Origin of the sequence: Streptomyces sp. NBC_00102, assembly GCF_026343115.1 — a bacterium.
Taxonomy (GTDB): domain Bacteria; phylum Actinomycetota; class Actinomycetes; order Streptomycetales; family Streptomycetaceae; genus Streptomyces.
In genome coordinates this window covers 504463-520844 of sequence record NZ_JAPEMC010000003.1, presented here as the reverse complement: position 1 = coordinate 520844, position 16382 = coordinate 504463, and the positions used below count along the sequence as shown (strand labels likewise).

The 16382-nt window shown below is 71.0% G+C and carries 16 protein-coding genes; 5 read left to right on the top strand and 11 right to left on the bottom strand.

Annotated elements, in window-relative coordinates; translation table 11 throughout:
• Window positions 1-36: 36 nt before the first annotated feature.
• Window positions 37-1032 (bottom strand): carbohydrate ABC transporter permease, encoded by a 996-nt coding sequence (locus OHA55_RS32745; RefSeq protein ID WP_266713391.1) that lies wholly within the window; start codon window positions 1030-1032, stop codon window positions 37-39.
• A 28-nt stretch (window positions 1033-1060) separates the two neighbouring features.
• Window positions 1061-2317 carry an extracellular solute-binding protein gene (locus tag OHA55_RS32740; protein ID WP_266713389.1) on the bottom strand — a complete coding sequence of 419 codons (1257 nt, stop codon included), beginning with the start codon at window positions 2315-2317 and terminating at the stop codon, window positions 1061-1063.
• Between the two features lie 191 nt (window positions 2318-2508).
• Between OHA55_RS32740 and OHA55_RS32735 the strand changes: the two genes are divergently transcribed.
• The 3 genes from OHA55_RS32735 to OHA55_RS32725 all read left to right on the top strand — a co-directional run bounded on the left by OHA55_RS32735 (window position 2509) and on the right by OHA55_RS32725 (window position 5775).
• Window positions 2509-3342 (top strand): GntR family transcriptional regulator, encoded by an 834-nt coding sequence (locus tag OHA55_RS32735; protein WP_266713387.1) that lies wholly within the window; start codon window positions 2509-2511, stop codon window positions 3340-3342.
• A gap of 134 nt (window positions 3343-3476) precedes the next feature.
• A complete protein-coding gene (locus OHA55_RS32730; protein WP_266713385.1) occupies window positions 3477-4628 on the top strand; it encodes a nitrous oxide reductase family maturation protein NosD in 1152 nt (383 codons plus the stop codon).
• A gap of 34 nt (window positions 4629-4662) precedes the next feature.
• Window positions 4663-5775 (top strand): methyltransferase, encoded by a 1113-nt coding sequence (locus tag OHA55_RS32725; RefSeq protein WP_266713383.1) that lies wholly within the window; start codon window positions 4663-4665, stop codon window positions 5773-5775.
• Window positions 5776-5852: 77 nt separating this feature from the next.
• Here OHA55_RS32725 and OHA55_RS32720 read toward each other — a convergent pair whose 3' ends face one another.
• The 7 genes from OHA55_RS32720 to OHA55_RS32690 all read right to left on the bottom strand — a co-directional run bounded on the left by OHA55_RS32720 (window position 5853) and on the right by OHA55_RS32690 (window position 11164).
• Window positions 5853-6173, bottom strand: a complete 321-nt coding sequence (locus tag OHA55_RS32720) for a TcmI family type II polyketide cyclase (protein ID WP_266713381.1) — start codon at window positions 6171-6173, stop codon at window positions 5853-5855.
• Between the two features lie 71 nt (window positions 6174-6244).
• Complete coding sequence (locus OHA55_RS32715; protein WP_266713379.1) at window positions 6245-6724, bottom strand: SRPBCC family protein; 480 nt, start codon at window positions 6722-6724, stop codon at window positions 6245-6247.
• Between the two features lies 1 nt (window position 6725).
• Window positions 6726-6983, bottom strand: a complete 258-nt coding sequence (locus tag OHA55_RS32710) for an acyl carrier protein (protein ID WP_266713377.1) — start codon at window positions 6981-6983, stop codon at window positions 6726-6728.
• A gap of 15 nt (window positions 6984-6998) precedes the next feature.
• Window positions 6999-8258 (bottom strand): ketosynthase chain-length factor, encoded by a 1260-nt coding sequence (locus OHA55_RS32705; RefSeq protein WP_266713375.1) that lies wholly within the window; start codon window positions 8256-8258, stop codon window positions 6999-7001.
• Entirely contained in the window at window positions 8255-9523 is a 1269-nt protein-coding gene (locus OHA55_RS32700; RefSeq protein ID WP_266713373.1) for a beta-ketoacyl synthase, read from the bottom strand. Before OHA55_RS32700 ends, OHA55_RS32705 begins: the two co-directional genes overlap by 4 nt.
• Window positions 9520-9972 (bottom strand): cupin domain-containing protein, encoded by a 453-nt coding sequence (locus OHA55_RS32695; protein ID WP_266713371.1) that lies wholly within the window; start codon window positions 9970-9972, stop codon window positions 9520-9522. The genes OHA55_RS32700 and OHA55_RS32695 overlap by 4 nt, the downstream gene beginning before the upstream one ends.
• A gap of 73 nt (window positions 9973-10045) precedes the next feature.
• A complete protein-coding gene (locus OHA55_RS32690; RefSeq protein WP_266713369.1) occupies window positions 10046-11164 on the bottom strand; it encodes a SchA/CurD-like domain-containing protein in 1119 nt (372 codons plus the stop codon).
• A gap of 258 nt (window positions 11165-11422) precedes the next feature.
• Between OHA55_RS32690 and OHA55_RS32685 the strand changes: the two genes are divergently transcribed.
• A complete protein-coding gene (locus OHA55_RS32685; RefSeq protein ID WP_266713367.1) occupies window positions 11423-13156 on the top strand; it encodes an FAD-dependent monooxygenase in 1734 nt (577 codons plus the stop codon).
• A gap of 71 nt (window positions 13157-13227) precedes the next feature.
• Here the strand turns inward: OHA55_RS32685 and OHA55_RS32680 are convergent, their stop codons facing one another.
• Complete coding sequence (locus tag OHA55_RS32680) at window positions 13228-13746, bottom strand: class F sortase (RefSeq protein WP_266713582.1); 519 nt, start codon at window positions 13744-13746, stop codon at window positions 13228-13230.
• A gap of 439 nt (window positions 13747-14185) precedes the next feature.
• Window positions 14186-14683: a sortase gene (locus tag OHA55_RS32675; protein ID WP_266713365.1), complete on the bottom strand. Its 498-nt coding sequence runs from the start codon at window positions 14681-14683 to the stop codon at window positions 14186-14188.
• 588 nt (window positions 14684-15271) lie between these two features.
• Here OHA55_RS32675 and OHA55_RS32670 point away from each other — a divergent pair.
• Window positions 15272-16342, top strand: a complete 1071-nt coding sequence (locus OHA55_RS32670; protein WP_266713363.1) for a glycoside hydrolase family 43 protein — start codon at window positions 15272-15274, stop codon at window positions 16340-16342.
• The last annotated feature ends 40 nt before the right edge of the window (window positions 16343-16382 follow it).

Genomic DNA, 16382 nt, shown 5'->3' with positions numbered 1-16382 from the left:
GCAGTCGGCGCAGGACCACGCGGGCGGGACGGGCGCTCACAGCTCGGCCTCCTGACGGAACATCTGGCGGAAGTAGAGGACCAGCGCGCAGACCAGGACCAGCACCGTGAGGGTCGCCGCCGCGGCCCCGAGGTCGTAGCGGTGGAGGGACTGGGCGACCTGGTACGCGTAGACGGGCAGGGTGGTGGTCGCGCCGCTCGGCCCGCCCTTGGTGACCGCCCAGATCTGCGCGAAGCACCGGAAGACCCAGATCACTTCGAGGCTCAGCACCAGACCGAAGATCGGCCGCAGGATCGGCAGCGTGATGGAGCGGAAGATCCGCCAGCCGCCGGCTCCGTCGATCCGGGCGGACTCGAAGAGTTCGTCCGGGACCGTGGTCAGCGCGGAGTGCAGGGTGATGGCGACGAACGGCACCGACTGCCACACCACGAGCAGCACCAGGACGGTGAAGGCGGCCGGACCGTGCGCGAACCAGGAGTAGTTCTCGAAGGAGTCGAACCCCAGCCGGACCAGCAGCCAGTTGACCACCCCGAGGCGGGAGGAGAAGAGCCACTGGAAGACCGTGGTGGCCGCGATCACCGGACTGGCCCAGGCGAGCACCAGCCCCACGAGCACCAGGGTCCGCATCCGCTTGCCGAGCCGCTGCAGCATCAGCGCGACGCCCGTACCGATCACCATGATCAGCGCGACGTTGACCGCGGTCCACCAGAGCGTGCGCCGCGCCACCTGCCAGAACTCCCCGTCCCGCAGGATCGCCGAGTAGTTCTCCAGGCCCGCGAAGTCCGCGTCTCCGCGGATCAGTTCCGCCATGCCGTAGTGCTGGAAGGAGATCAGCAGGTTACGGGCGAGGGGATAGGCGAGCAGGAAGGCGAACCCGATCACGGTGGGGGCTATCAGCAGATACGGCCAGAGGGTGCCCGGCACGCCGCGTCGGCGCCCGCCCGCCACCCCGGCCGGGGGAGCGGCCTCAGGGGTGGCGGGGCCGGCCGGTACGGACTCCGCCGTGAGGGGGCGGCTCGCGGTCCGCGTCATGCCCGTCCCCCCTCGGACGCGGGCCGGCTCACGGGTTGAGGGTCTTGCTGATGGCGTCGGACGCGGCCTTCGCCGCCTTCGCCTGGTCGGTCCCGGTGAGCACGGCCGTCATGTACTCCTTGATCGGGTTGGTCGCCTCCACGGCCGCCCACTCGGGGGAGTTGGGCGTGGCGCGCCCCTGTGCGGCGGCCGCCGCCATCGCCGCGTTGCCCTCGTCGTCCTTGAGCACCCCGGCCAGGGAGGTCCGGTTGGGCACGTAGCTCATGGTGCGGGCGAGTTCGGTCTGCTCCTTCTCCCCGGCGAGCGCCGCGATCACTTCGTACGCCGCCTTCTGATGGGCCGAGGCGACCGGCACGATGAGGTCGGAGCCGCCGGTGAAGGTCGCCCCCGGCTTCCCGGCCGTCTTGCCGGGGATCGGGAAGAAGCCGAGCTTGCCCGCGAGCGCGGGGTTCGCCTGCTCGACGATCTTCGCCCCGCCGGGCACGGCGATGATCTGGGCGACGTCGCCCTTCGCGAAGACGTCCGCCTGGGGAGGCTTGGCCTCGTCGGAGTCCTTGGGACCCTTGCCCAGGGCCTGGAGCTGCTGGTAGAACTCCATGCCCCGGAGCGCCTCGGGGCTTTCGAGCGCGCCCCGCCAGGTGTCGCCGTCCTTGACGGCCAGTTCGCCGCCCTCCTCCCAGACGAAGCCGGCCAGGGTGTACCAGTTCTGTCCGGGGAGGTAGATGCCCTGCGTCCCGCCCTTGTTCAGCTTCCCGGTGATCTCCAGCCACTGTTCGCGGGTGGTGGGCGGCGCGGTGATGCCGGCCTTCGCGAAGAGGTCCTTGTTGTAGATGACCACGCGGTTGGCCGCGTACCAGGGGATGCCGTACTGCTTCCCGTCGACCTTCCCCGGCTCGGCGAGGCCGGGCAGCCAGTCCGCGCCCTTCAGGTCCGTCACCTTGTCGCTGAGGTCGAGCACCCCGCCGCTCTGCGCGTACTGCGCGACCTGGGTGTTCCCCACCTCCAGCACGTCCGGGGCGTCCTTGCTGGCGAGCGCGGCGGTGATCTTCTCGCCGATCCCGTCCCACTCCTGGATCTGGATGTCCAGATCGGTCCCCCGGTGCTGGGACTCGAAGTCCTTCTCGAACCGCTGGAGATAGGCGTCGGAGACGCTGTCCTTCATGATCCAGACGGTCAGCGTGGAGGGCCCGTCCGACTGGTCGGACCCGGAGGAGGAACTGTCGCACGCGGCGAGCGCACAGGTGGCCGCAAGGGCGACCGCGGCCGGGATGAAGCGGATCTTCACTGGATTCACCTCGAAAAATAGTTGACCAATTGGTCAACTGGACAACGGCGTGGGTAGAAGGTGGCATAGACCAGTGATGGCGTCAACCCTATGGGGGATAAGGGCAGTTGGGTGCGTTGTACACTCCGTGGTGTCCCATCCATCGCTTACCACCGAACCAGTTGCCCCGAAGAGGCGGAGAGGTCGGATCCATGCAGAACAGCTCCTCGGGCTCGGGTGGCGTACTCAAACGGGAGCGGGTCCGTGAACACCTCCTCGGCCTGATCGAGGTACGCAGGCCCGGAGACGCCATCCCCTCGGAACGCACCCTCAGTGCCGAACTCGGCGTCTCCCGGCCCACCCTGCGGGCCGCGGTCGACGAACTCGTCGCCACCGGACAGCTCGTACGCGAACACGGGCGCGGCATGTTCGTGGCCCCGGCCAAGATCACCCAGGAACTCGTCTCGGACGACGCGGCCTTCGTGGTGCCCCGGGCGGCCGGCGCCTGGTCCAGCAGGCTGCTCCAGCTCGACACGATCCGCGCCGGAGCGCGCATCGGCCGCAAGCTGCGCATCTCGCCCGCCGCGGAGGTGGTCTACATCGCCCGCCTGCGGCTGGTGGACGGCTCACCGATGGCGATCGAGCACCTGCACATCCCGGCCGAGCTCGTCCCCTCCCTCACCCCGCAGGAGCTGGAGGCGGGGGACCTCTACGACCATCTGCGCGAGCACCACCACGTCCACGTCGACCAGGCGGTCCAGTCCATCGAGCCGACCGTCATCAACGAGGCGGAGGCAGCGGTCCTGGACATCCCGGTCCTCTCGCCCGCTCTGCTGATCGAACGCCTCACCACCGACACGGCGGGCCGTCCCGTCGAGTACGTGCACTCCCTCTACCGCGGCGACCGCTACCGCATCGTCTCCCGGCTGGCGCTGGGGACCTCCGCCCCGCGCCCGGGGCCGGAGAGCCACCATCCGGGAATCCCGCCGGGGGACTTCGCGCACGGCGACATCATCACCTCCTCCACGACGGGAGACGCCCACTGAGTCCGCCTGCCGCCCCGGTGCGGCAGGGACGAGTACGGCCGAGGGGTGCCCCCGTAAGCCATTCAGGGGCGCGTGTTGTATCCACTCGCTCACCCTGCGTGGCGTCGGCGGTTGATCGCCCATAGCTTCGGCTCATGAGAACAAAACACATGAAATGCCTGGCGGGCGTCACTGCCGCCACGGCTACCGTCCTGGGGCTCTCCGCCGGCCCCACGGCAGCCTCCGGACACCATGAACACGTGGTGCGCCCAGGAGAATCGATCCAGGAGGCTGTCGACGCCGCACACCCGGGCGACACCGTCGTCGTCCTGCCCGGCACCTACCGCGAGAGCGTGCTGATCACGACGTCAGGCCTGACGCTGCGCGGTACGGGGGAGCGGACGGTCGTCGCACCGCAGGCGGCCGGGACCGCGCCCGCCGATCCGGCGGCCGCGCCCCCCAAGACGACGGCCGGAGCCCCCGCCCCCGCCAAGGGGCCGCGGGCGCTCAACGCCTGCGCGGCGGGCGGCAACGGCATCTGCGTCGTGGGAACCGAGAAGAACCCCGTCGACGGCGTCAGGATCCGCGCCCTGACCGTCTCCGGCTTCACCAAGAGCGGCGTCTGGTCGTCCCGGACCGACGGCCTCTCCGTCCGCCGGGTCACCGCACGTGACAACGGCACCTGGGGCATCGCCCAGGAGCACTCGACCCGCGCCGACATCCGCCGCAACACCACCACCGGCAACGGAGACGCGGGGATCTTCGTCGCGAACGCGGTCAACGAGGAGGGCGGAGCGACGGACACCGGCGGGACGACCATCGCGGACAACGAGGTCAGCGGCAACCGCATCGGCGTCACCGCGCGCCGGGTCAGGAACCTCCTGATCGACGACAACACCATCACCGGCAACTGCAGCGGGATCTTCGTCGTGGGCGACGAGTCCAAGCCCGCGGCCGGAGCCATGACGATCAGCGGCAACCGGATCGTGAAGAACAACAAGCTCTGCGCGGCCACCCCGCGCCTCTCCGCCATCCAGGGCTCCGGCATCGTCCTCACCGGCAGCGAGAACACCGTCGTGCGTTCCAACGTCATCCAGGACAACGTCGGCACCACCGACTTCTCCGGCGGCGTCCTGCTCTTCAAGAGCTTCGTCGGCGCGCTGAACACCGGCAACACGGTCAGCGAGAACCTCGTGAGCGGCAACAGCCCGGCCGACCTCGCCAACCGCGACACCGCGGGCACCGGCAACACCTTCACCGGAAACACCTGCGCCACCTCCGTACCGGCCGGGATGTGCGCCGAATGACCACTCACCGCCGCACCAGGAGGAACGAGACGGCATGACCACCGTGAGCCCCACCCCCGAGACCAGCCCCGAGACCAGCCCCGAGAAGGCCACCCTCACCTCCACCCTCGCGGCGCCCCAGGCCCACGTGGGCGCCCCGACCCCGCCGCCCTCCATGCGGCTGCGTGAGCTCGCCTTCGGAGCGGCCTGCGCCGCGGCCGTACGCGCGGCAGCCCGCCTCGGCGTCGCCGACGCGCTCGGCGAGACCCCGGCCTCCGCCGCCGAACTCGCCCTCGTCGTGGACGCCGAGCCCGTACCGCTGCGGCGACTTCTGCGGGCGCTGACCTGCTACGGCGTCTTCGCCGAGACGGAGGACGGCACGTTCGTCCACACCGACACCTCCCGGCTGCTGCGCGAGGACGACCCGCACAGCCTGCGCTACATCTCCCTGTGGTGCACCGAGCCCTGGACCTGGGACGTCTGGCCGCGCCTGGAGGACGCGGTGCGCACCGGATCGAGCGTCTTCCCCGAGACCTTCGGCAAGGGCTTCTTCGACTACCTCCACCAGGACGCCGGCGAGTCCGCGATGGTGTTCAACCGTGCGATGACCACCTCCAGCGTGCAGTCGGCCCGGGACGTCGCCGAACTCCTCGACCTGACCGGAGTCTCCTCCGTCGCCGACATCGGCGGCGGCCAGGGACACGTGCTCGCCAGCCTGCTGGAGAAGCACCCCTCCGTCCGGGGAACCCTCATGGACCTGCCCGGCGTCGTGGCCCGCGCGGACGCGCGGCTGCGCGACGAAGGCCCGCTCGCCGACCGGGTCCGGATCGTGGCCGGCGACTGCCGCGAGGACATCCCGTTCGAGGTGGACCTCTACATCATCAAGAACATCCTCGAATGGGACGACGAGAGCACCCGCAGAACCCTCGCCAACGTGGTCGCCGCGGCCCGCCCGGGCGCCCGCGTGGTGATCATCGAGAACCTGGTCGACGACACCCCGTCGATGCGGTTCACCACCGCCATGGACCTGCTGCTCCTGCTCAACGTCGGGGGAGCGAAGCACACCCGTGAGAGCCTGCTCGGACACATGTCCGAGGCCGGCCTCCAGGTGGGCGAGATCCACCCGGTCAACGCCTACCTCCACGCCTTCGAGTGCACCGTGCCGTAACCGCGCGCACCACGAAACCGCCCCGGGTCCGGCACCATGGTGCCGAACCCGGGGCGGTATCCGTTACGGGCGATCCGCTACCGCTGCCACTGGTAGAACGGCTGCGCCATCGCGTCCTTCGGACCGCGCCAGGTCTGCGGGTCGTACGGACTCACGAAGGCGGTGAGCCGGTCGCTGATGGCCTTGAACTCCGGGTGTTCCGTCACCTTGGCGATCTCCGGGCCCGGGGGACGGTCGGACTCGATCAGGTGCAGGTACACGTCGCCGAACTGGAACAGGGTGCGGCGGTGGACACCGACGAGGTGGGGGAGGTCCGTGTTGTCGGAGGCCTCGAACAGCTTCGCGATGTCCGGAGCCGAACCCGGAGCCATCCGGGCGACGATCAGAGCGTGGTGCATCTGGCTGCCTTTCGGGGCGTCAGGAGCGTCCACCGGCGGACCAGGACCGTCCATGGCCCGCCGGAAGAAGCCTAGTTGGCGGGTACGGACGCGGAGCGGCGCTCCCGGTCGCGCTGCTCGATCTTGTCGCGGATGAGCTCCATCTGGACACGGGAGTTGCGGTTGATGTTGTCGGTCATCCACGCGTCGTCCACCGGGGCGTCCGGGCGCATCGCGAAGTCCTGCCGCCAGAGCATCCGCGTACCGCCCTGGACCTCCGTGTACTCCCACCGGATGTCCATGTGCTGGAACGGCCCGGGCTCGACCCGACGGGCCTGCACGTTCCGTCCCGACCGGTCGGTGGTCCGCTCCGAGACCCAGCTCCAGATCTTGCCGTTGTCGTCGGGGTGCATGGTGAGACGGAAGGTCGTCTTCTGCCCCTCCCGCTTGAGGACCTCGACCGCCGCGTACTCGCTGAACAGCTGCGGCCAGTTCTCCAGATCGTTCGTCGTCTCCCAGACGAGATCCAGGGGCGCGGCGATGATGATCTCGTTCTCGGTGTGTCCGGACACGTCAGGCTCCTGTCACGAGGGTGTTGTTGACGAGGTCGAGGAACTCGGCGGGCGTCTTGCACTGGTCGGCGTCGGCCGGCAGTGCGTGGCCGTACCGGTTCTCCAGCACGGCCACGATGCCGAGCAGGCCGAGCGAGTCCAGGCCGTACTCCTCGAAGGACGAGTCGGGACGGCTCGCCATCTCGGAGGGGTCGGCGGTCAGGCCGGCGCCGCTCTTCATCAGGGCGGACAGCTCTTCGTACGTCAGCGATGCGGACATGAGGACTACTCCTTCTCACAGCGGGGTGTCGGTGGGGCGGCGCAGTACCAGGGCCGAGTTCGACCCCATCAGCCCGCGGCTGAGCACGAGCGCCGTGCGCAGCTCCGCGGGGCGCGCCCGCCCGGTGACCACGTCCAGGTCGTGGCACACGTCGAACACGTTGGGCGTCGGCGGGATCAGCCCGTGTTCCATGGCGAGTACGGCGGCTGCCGTGTCCAGCACCGGCGCGCCGCAGTAGGCGCGGCCCGTCCCGGTCTTGGGCGCCGTCACCGGCACCCGGCGTCCGTGCGCGCCGAGCGCGTCGGCGATCGCCAGCGCCTCGGCGCGGTCCGCCGAAGGCACACCGAGCGCGTCCGCGAAGACCACGTCGATCTCCTCCGGCGCGCAGCCGGCCTCCCGCAGCGCCCCCTCGATCGCGTGGGCCAGTCCCGCCCGGGACTCCTCCCACCGGGACGCTCCGGTGAAGGTGGCGGCGTGGCCGGCCAGTTCGGCCCGCACCCTGGCACCGCGGTCGCGGGCCTTCGCCTCCTCCTCCACCACCAGCATGCCGCCGCCCTCGGCCGGCACGAACCCGCAGGCGTCCGCGGTGAACGGCCGGTAGGCGCGAGTGGGTTCGTCGCTGAGGCTGAGGTCTGCGTAACCGAGCTGGCAGACGACCGAGTACGGCGCGAGCGGCGCCTCGGCGGCACCGACCACCACGGCGTCCGTGCCCCGCCGGATGGAGCGCGCCGCGTGCATCAGCGCATCGAGACCACCGGCCTCGTCGCTCGCCACCACGGCACACGGCCCCTTGAAGCCGCCCCGGATCGAGATCTGACCGGTGCTGGCCGCGTAGAACCACGCGATGGACTGGTACGGACCGACGAAACGGGAGCCCTCGCCCCACAGCCGCTGGAGCTCGCGCTGGCCGAACTCACCGCCTCCCGAACCGGCCGCGGTGACCACGCCCACCTTGAACGGCGTGTCCTCGTAGTCGGCCCGGCCGAGCCGCGCGTCGCTCAGCGCGAGATCGGCGGCGGCCATGGCGTAGTGCGTGAAGCGGTCGGTCTGGACGAGGTAGCGCTCCTCGATGAACGCGACCGGGTCGAAGTCCCTGACCTCGCCCGCGACCCGCAGCGGGAGGTTCTCACACCCCTCGCGGGAGACCAGGTCGAGGACGCTGACGCCCTCCTGGGTCTGCTTCCAGAAGGCGCCGGCGCCGGTCCCGTTGGGGGCGACGACACCGATCCCGGTGATGACGGAGGTGCGGTGCGCCGAGGCTGCCCGGGTACTCATGAGTTCCTCCCGCCCGAACGCGTCATGGCGACGGCGGACTGGAATCCCCCGAATCCGCTGCCGACCGAGAGCACACTGCGCAGCTTGAGCGGCCGTGCGGTGCGCGGAACGTAGTCGAGATCGCACTCGGGGTCCGCGGTCTCGTAGTTGGCCGTCGGCGGCACCGTCTGGTGCTTGAGGGCCAGCACGCACGCGGCGATCTCGATCGCCCCGATGGCGCCGAGCGAGTGGCCGACCATGGACTTGATCGAACTCATCGGCACCTTGTAGGCGTGCGAGCCCAGCGCCCGCTTCACCGCGGCCGTCTCGTGCCGGTCGTTCTGCTTGGTGCCCGAACCGTGCGCGTTGACGTAGTCGACCTGCGATCCGTCGAGCCGGGCGTGCGCGAGGGCACTGTTGATGGCCTCGGCCATCTCCAGCCCCTCCGGGGTCAGCCCGGTCATGTGGTACGCGTTCCCGAAGGTGGCGTACCCCGAGATCTCGCAGTAGACGGTCGCCCCGCGGGCCCGGGCGTGCTCCAGCTCCTCCAGAATGAGGACGGCACCGCCCTCACCCATCACGAACCCGTCGCGGCGCGCGTCGAACGGCCTGGAGGCGTGCTCCGGATCGTCGTTGTTCGCCGAGGTCGCCTTGATGGCGTCGAAGCAGGCCACCGTGATGGGGGTGATCGGGGTGTCGGACGCCCCCGCGACGCAGATGTCCACGCGTCCCTCCTCGACGGAGTGGAAGGCGTACCCGATCGCGTCGAGACCGGAGGTGCAGCCGGTGGAGACGGTCTGCACGGGCCCGTGCGCACCGACTTCCTCCGCGACCGCGGAGGCCAGGGTGCTCGGCGCGAACGCCCGCTCCAGGTGGGCGCCTGCCGACCGGTGGTCGACGTCCCAGCGCGCCCCGCTCTCGCTGACCGCGACGTAGTCGTGCTCCAGCCGTGTGGTGCCGCCGACCGCCGTCCCCAGCGAGACCCCTATGCGCCAGGGGTCCTCCTTCTCCAGGTCGAGCCCGGCATCGCCCAGCGCCTCCCTGGCGGCCACCAGGGCGAACTGCACGTACCGGTCGGAGCGGGCGATCAGTTCCGCGTCCAGGCCGTGGGCGACGGGATCGAAGTCGCACTCGGCGGCGATCCGCGAGCGGAACTGCGACGGGTCGAACAGCGTGATCCCGCGCGTCGCCGTACGGCCGTTGGCGAGCAGGTCCCAGAACGCCGTGGCGCCGATGCCGCCGGGGGCGACGACGCCGACCCCGGTGACGGCCACGCGCCGGGTCATGAGGACGCCGCCGTTCGTTCTGGCGGCGCTCCGCGCTCGGCCGTCGCGTTCGCCTCCGTGGCCTCGGTGACCTCCGTGTCGACGTGGCCGAGCTCCGGCCGCGGGGCGAGCGGGCCCAGGTGGAAGACCATGCGAGCCTCCACGTCCCCGACGTTGCGGAAGCGGTGACGGACGTGCGGCGGGATCAGCAGTCCCTGGTCGGGCCGCATGGAATACGTCTCGCCGTCCAGGTCCACCTCGAGCTGTCCGGCCACGACGTAGACGAACTCCTCGGAGTAGGGGTGGTAGTGCTCGCCGATCCGGTCCCCGGGGTCGACGAGGGCCAGGCCCATGAAGCCGCTGGTGGCGCCGACCGCCGTCGGGGTGAGCAGGGCGCGCAGGTCGCCACCGCGCCTGCGGTTGGGCTGGGTCTCGCTGAGATCCACGATGCGATGCCGGTGGGTGGTCATGGCTGTTCTTCTCCAGGCACGTTGTGAGGTGTGACGGCAGGGCGGGGCCGGCCCCCGCTGCCGGTGACGCGCGTCAGGACTCGGCGGACCGACGGTCGGTGATCAGGTCCATCTCGGAGTCGGCGAGGAAGCGCGCGGCCTCCACGTCGTTTCGCGGCATGCCCTGCGCACCGCTGTCGAGGAGACGTTCGAGCATGGCCGCCTTGCGGTCGCCGCCGATGCCCAGCGCCTGCGTGGGCTGCGCGTCGAGCGGGCCGCTCACTTCGAGGAGCCGCACCACGACGTCGTCGCGCTGGAAGATCGTGCTGCTCTCGATGGGGCTCGCGACGTCGTCCGCGTTCTCCTCGTCCTGGCCCGCGAACAGCCGGGCCAGCGCCATGCCGCAGCCTTCCTTTGCCTGGTAGAACAGTGCGTGCCGCTGGACGTCGGCGGCGTCGTGGCGGCCGGCCGTCACATGGTGGACGGCCGGGAGCGCCGCCCGCGTGAAGAACAACCGAGCGGAGTTGGAGTCGCTCAGGTCCCGGTCCTGCTCCAGGTACGGGTTGATCGCCTCCTCCACGGCCCTGACCTCGGGCTGGCGGGAGACGTGCCGCAGGGCCGCCATCAGGTCGCCCTCGATCTCGACCGCCCGCACGACACGGTTGCCGCGCATGAAGAGCGAGGTGCGCAGCAGCCGGGTGTTCTCGTTGACCTGGGCCTGCGGGGAGTCGTAGTCGGCGAGGATCTTCGCGACGATCTCCTCCGTGCCCGGCTTCACCGTGAAGGTCAGTGCGTGGCGCACGACGCCGTTGCCCAGACGCGGCGCGGACTGGAGCCGGCCCTTCGCGTGCTCCGGAGTGCTCTCGAACGCGGCCCCTGTCTCCCGCAGCACGCTGAAGCGCAGTGAGCGGGTGTCGCGTACGCAGCTGTGCAACGGCTGCACCGTCGCCACGTGCTCCTCGCTGTTCACCCAGGTGAGGAAGGGGGGCGCGCTCTCCCACTCGCTGGTGATGAGCCACTGCGAGGGGTTCTCGATGGACTGGCACAGCTGGTCGCTGATGTGTCCGGGGATCGAGGCGACCTGGTTGCGCATGTGCTCGTACGCCTCCAGGAACTGGTTCTGGGCGCCGTCGTGCAGGTCAAGGAGCAGTATGACCCGGAGCCTCGAACCGTCGAAGGCGGACTGGGATACCCGTTCCGAGAGGATAGTCATCGCTTTTCGTTCTCCTGTCCCGTTCCCGCCCGTCATGGGCCGGTTTCGGTGGAAGTCGTGCAGGTCCCTGCCTGCCGGTGGGTGACGTCCCGCCCCGTGCGACGCGCGCACCGCTCCCGCGACCGATCGTGGAACGCTGGTACGGGCGGCGCCAGATTTATGAACCGTTCAGGTGAGGCGTCCGCACAAGCCCCGCCGACCGCCTCCCACCAGGGCATGGACACTGCGTCCCCCATGCCTTTGAGCTGGAGCAATCGAATGAACGAAAGCGTCGACCACCGCGTGCCGGTCCTCATCGTGGGCGGCTCCCTGGTGGGGTTGTCCACCTCTCTCTTCCTGAGCCGGCTCGGCGTCGACCACCTTCTGGTGGAGAAGCACCGCAGCACCTCGACCCACCCCCGCGGCCGGGGCAACAACGTCCGCACGATGGAGGTGTTCCGCGCCGCCGGCGCGGAGCGGCTCATCCGGGACGCGGCATCCGTCCTCGCCGACAACCACGGCATCCTGCAAGCCGGTTCACTCACCGGCGACGACCAGGAGTGGCTGTTCAAGGAGATCGACCCGGGCGGCGGCCTCGCCCGGTTCAGCCCGAGCGGCTGGTGCCTGTGCAGCCAGAACGACCTCGAACCCGTCCTCGTCGACCACGCCCGGTCCCAGGGCAGCGAACTCCGGTTCTCCACCGAACTGCTCACCTTCGAGCAGGACGCGGACGGGGTCACCGCGGTCGTCAAGAACCGGGAGACCGGGGAGCACACCACCGTCCGCGCCGACTACCTCGTCGCGGCCGACGGCCCCCGCAGCCCCATCCGCGCGCAGCTGGGCATCGGCCAGACCGGCCCCGGAGACCTCTTCCACAACGTCAGCATCACCTTCCGCTCCCGCGGGCTCGCCTCCGTCGTCGGTGACCGGCGCTTCATCGTCTGCTACCTGACCAACCCGGAAGCGGACGGGGCGCTGCTGCCGGTGGACAACGAGGAGCGCTGGGTCTTCCACGCGCCCTGGCACCCCGACCGGGGCGAGACCCTGGAGGACTTCACCGACGAGCGGTGCGCCGAGCACATCCGTCGCGCGGTGGGCGATCCGGGACTGGACGTCGAGATCACCGGCAAGGCTCCCTGGCACGCGGCCGAGCGGGTCGCCGAACGGTACGCCTGCGGCCGGGTCTTCCTGGCCGGCGACTCGGCCCACGAGATGTCCCCCACCGGCGCGTTCGGCTCCAACACCGGCATCCAGGACGCCCACAACCTGGCGTGGAAGCTCGCGGCCGTGGTCGGCGGGGCGGCGGGCCCGGAGCTGCTGGACACGTACGAGGCGGAACGGCTCCCGGTGGCGAAGGCCACCAGCGCGCGCGCCTCGGCCCGCTCGGAGGAGCACAGCCACCCGGGGTACGCCGGTCCGCCCGGAGGGCAGGGCATGTCGGGCGGTCCGGGCATGCCGGGCGGTCCCGGCGGTCCCGGTGGTCCCGGCGGACAGGGCGGTCCCGGTGGTCCCGGTGCAGGCGGTCCCGGCGGCGGCCGGAAGGGTGGCATGCTCTCCGTCGCCCTCGGCTACCGCTACGTCCGAGGAGCGGTCCTGGGGACCGACCCGGAGCTTCCGGTCGTTCCCGAGGGCCTGGGCCTGACCGGCGAGCCCGGCACCCGCGCCCCGCACATGTGGCTCGACCGCGGTGGTGAGCGGGTCTCCACGCTTGACCTCTACGAGCGGGCGTTCGTCCTGCTCTGCGACGCGAACAGCCCGGAGTGGCGGGACGCGGCGGGCCAGGTGGCGAAGCGGCTGGCGATCCGTCTGGACGCCTTCACGGTCGGGTCCGGCTCCGACGCGGACCTGCGGTCCGAGGACGGTGCCGACTGGGCCGCGGTCCACGGCACCTCGACGCAGGGTGCGGTGCTGGTACGCCCCGACGGGTTCGTCGCCTGGCGCGCACAGGACGCGGCGGCGGACCCGGAGGCGGCGCTCCAGCAGGTCGTGACGACCCTGCTCCACCGGGTCTGATCGGCGAACACCGGTCCCCGGCGTGCCCTCGGGCCGCCGGGGACCGGTGCGTCACGGGAAGCTCCCCGCCGTCAGCGTGAGCCGGTCAGGGCCGCGAAGACCACGACGTTCTCCTGGTAGCCGGACTTCTTGTCGTACTCGCCGCCGCAGGTGATCACCCGCAGTTCGGGCCGGTCCGAGGGGCCGTAGACCTTCTCGTCGGGGAAGTTCTTTTTGTCGTAGGAGTCGACTGCGTACACCGTGAACACGGCGACGCTCCGGTCCGCCCGGACGATCTCGACGGTTGCGCCCTTGCGCAGGGCGCCCAGCAGGAAGAAGACACCCGGCCCGAGCCGGGTGTCGACATGCCCGGTCGTGATGGCCGTACCGACCGCCCCCGGTACCGTCCCGTCGGCGTACCAGCCGCTGAGCACCGGGTCGTTGTCGGGCGGGGTCTCCAGCGCGCCGGAGGCGTCGAGGCCCAGTTTCATCAGGGGCGAGTCCACCTTGAGCCCGGGAATCCGCAGCCGCACGGGCGGGGACGGCGGAAGCGGCCGCACGGCGGGAGCGGCCGGGGCCGGGGAAACGGCCGGCCGGGAACCCGCCGGCAACGGCTTCAGGGGCGCCGGCCGGACGGGCGGCCGGGGGAGGAGCACCGGCGGCGCCGTGGAACGGCGTACGAGGGAGGGCGGCGGCGGGGGCGCCGGATACCGGGACGCCATGTACACCGGGCCCGGTGGGGCCTGCGGCTGGGGCACGGTGGTGGGCGGGGCGGCGGAGGACGGGGCGGCGGAGGGCAGCGGGGGAGCGGCGGCGGCCGGCGCCTCCGGTGGCTGGGGCGGCCGGTCGTCCCGCAGACCGTTGACCACCAGTACGGTACCCACCACCACGGCCCAGACCAGGTGCTTGACCGCCGGGAACGACTGGGGCGACGTACTGGTCCTGCGCCCGGATTCCATCGCGTGTCCTCTGTCTCGCGGCGGGTGGGATGGCACGTCCGCGCGCCCCGGAGCACGACGGGATACGGGGCGCGCGGACGGTGTCGTACGGTCAGCCGCGGACCGGCGCCGCCCGGCGGCGCATCCTGAACACTGTGCCTGCCGCCGCGCCGGCGAGCAGGACGCCTCCCAGGGCGAGCTGTGCGCCATGGTTCACGGGGACGGAGAAACCGGCGGCCACCCCGCCGCTGGGGGTACGGTCGGCGATCCGGTAAGTGCCCGTCATCTGGATGCGCGGGGGGCACTTCACGGTGACCGTGTCGGTGCCGGGCCGGGCGTCGTCCGGGACCTCGAACTCGCCGACGAGCACGCCCTTGCGCTTGCCCTCGAAGAGGTGGAACGCGCCTGCGGCCTCGGAGGTCCCCTTTCCGTAGGTCTCCTGGCCGCAGGACCGGGTGGTGACGGTGACCAGCGAACCGGGCGAGGCGCTCGCCGGGCTGATGTGAATGGTCTGCTCACCGGCGGGGTCGGCGGCCGCGGCGGCCGGGGCCGCGAGGGCCAGCAGACCCACGGCCAGACAGATGCCCGCACCGGTGCGTGTGTTGCGCATGTGGTTCCTCCATCGACAGCGGGGCCCGGCCGGACTGCGCGGCTCCTCCGCTGTGCTCCGCGTCCGAGGCAACCGACACTCCGTCACGCCCGCAACACGGGGAGTCGGCTCACCTGTCACCCGGTCAGGCCCGGTATGCGCGCTCGGGCCTTCCGTTTGTGCAGGTCACCTTCTTCCGGGGCGGAGCGGACGAAGGAGCGGGGCCCTGACGGCGAACGGGCTAACTGGTCGTCCGGGGGCGAGTTCGGCCCGCGGGCGGGGGAGTTGGGTGTGTGGGCGCGGGCGGCGTGCGCAGTGCCCGACGGTGTGACACCTGACGGCTCGTGGGGCGGGTGTGGCGCGGTCGCAGTCATTGACATGAACAGGTCTGTTCTTGATGCTGTGAGAGCGCTCTTACATCGATGTAAGGGCGCACCGCGTCAGGGGGTGGGCGAGCCGGCGGAGCCCGGCGGGTGCGGGAGTTCGACGGCCGGAACCGCCCCAGCGGCGTCCTCCGAAGCGGTCCCGGCCGGATGGCGTGCGCGGTCCGGTGCTCCTGAACCGGTCCTCGTCCGGTGTCGAAGCGGAGGCGAACAACGGAACGGGACCATGAATCTTTCTCGCCGTATGTACGGCCTTGCCGCCCTCGTTCTCGCAGGGCTGCTCACGGCCGTGATGTCCGTGTCGTCGGCAGAGCCCGCCAGGGCTTCCCAGACGAGCATGCGGGCCGCCGACCCGAGCGTGATCCGGGTCGGCTCCACCTATGTCTCCGTACAGTCGACCGGCGGCGGCATCGCCGTGCGGCAGGCGTCGTCGACCGCCGCCCTGGCGTCCGCGACAGCGCGTCAGGTCTGGTCCGACACCCGGGGCCTCGGTGAGGTCTGGGCGCCGGAGCTCGTGCGGGACGGCGGCCGGTACTACATCTACTTCACGGCCGGGGCCGGAGCCGCGCACCGGATGTACGTGATCAGCTCGGCATCCGCCGACAGCGGGTACACCGCCGAGACTCAACTCGCCCTGCCCGACGGTAAATGGGCCATCGACGGCACGATGTTCACCTTCAACGGGCAGCGCTGGTTCGTCTGGTCCGGCTGGGCCGGGGACACCAACGTCGAGCAGAACCTCTACATCGCCCGGATGAGCAGCCCCACCACGCCCACCGGCGCGCGCTACGTCATCTCGCAGCCCCGGGAGAGCTGGGAGCGGGTGGTCGGCAACCCGTACATCAACGAGGCACCCGAGGCGATCAAGGACCCGAACGGTCAGCTCCACATCGTGTACTCGGCGAACGGGAGCTGGAGCGACCAGTACTGCCTGGCCGAAGTGCGACTGCGGGCCGGCGGCGACCCGACGTACGTATGGGACTGGTACAAGTCGAACGGGTGCCTGTTCGGCTCGAACGGTTCGACGATGAACCCCGGCTGGGACCCCACGCAGCAGGTGAACGGCCCCGGGCACCACAGCTTCGTGCTCCTGGACGGCGACATCAGCACCAGCCCGCCGGCCGGTCCGACGTTCCCGCTGATGTTCCACGCCGTCCCGAAGGGCACGGCGTACTCGTGGGCCAACCGGTACTGGTACACCGGCAGCTTCTGCTGGTGGGGCGGTACGACCTACAGCCGCGCCAACGTGCCGGGAGCGACCTCGGACACCGGGTGGAGCCTCAAGTTCTTCGAGTGAGGCGCGGCGGGTCCGTTCCGGTGCGGCGAAGTGAAGAGCG

Bases quoted from the DNA above. Each gene is read 5' to 3' on its own strand.
- OHA55_RS32720 (WP_266713381.1), bottom strand. From the start codon at position 6,173: ATGCACCACGCTCTGATCGTCGCCCGGATGGCTCCGGGTTCGGCTCCG.
- OHA55_RS32670 (WP_266713363.1), top strand. From the start codon at position 15,272: ATGAATCTTTCTCGCCGTATGTACGGCCTTGCCGCCCTCGTTCTCGCA.
- OHA55_RS32695 (WP_266713371.1), bottom strand. From the start codon at position 9,972: ATGACCACCCACCGGCATCGCATCGTGGATCTCAGCGAGACCCAGCCC.
- OHA55_RS32730 (WP_266713385.1), top strand. From the start codon at position 3,477: ATGAGAACAAAACACATGAAATGCCTGGCGGGCGTCACTGCCGCCACG.
- OHA55_RS32745 (WP_266713391.1), bottom strand. From the start codon at position 1,032: ATGACGCGGACCGCGAGCCGCCCCCTCACGGCGGAGTCCGTACCGGCC.
- OHA55_RS32690 (WP_266713369.1), bottom strand. From the start codon at position 11,164: ATGACTATCCTCTCGGAACGGGTATCCCAGTCCGCCTTCGACGGTTCG.
- OHA55_RS32700 (WP_266713373.1), bottom strand. From the start codon at position 9,523: ATGACCCGGCGCGTGGCCGTCACCGGGGTCGGCGTCGTCGCCCCCGGC.
- OHA55_RS32705 (WP_266713375.1), bottom strand. From the start codon at position 8,258: ATGAGTACCCGGGCAGCCTCGGCGCACCGCACCTCCGTCATCACCGGG.
- OHA55_RS32675 (WP_266713365.1), bottom strand. From the start codon at position 14,683: ATGCGCAACACACGCACCGGTGCGGGCATCTGTCTGGCCGTGGGTCTG.
- OHA55_RS32685 (WP_266713367.1), top strand. From the start codon at position 11,423: ATGAACGAAAGCGTCGACCACCGCGTGCCGGTCCTCATCGTGGGCGGC.
- OHA55_RS32710 (WP_266713377.1), bottom strand. From the start codon at position 6,983: ATGTCCGCATCGCTGACGTACGAAGAGCTGTCCGCCCTGATGAAGAGC.
- OHA55_RS32735 (WP_266713387.1), top strand. From the start codon at position 2,509: ATGCAGAACAGCTCCTCGGGCTCGGGTGGCGTACTCAAACGGGAGCGG.
- OHA55_RS32725 (WP_266713383.1), top strand. From the start codon at position 4,663: ATGACCACCGTGAGCCCCACCCCCGAGACCAGCCCCGAGACCAGCCCC.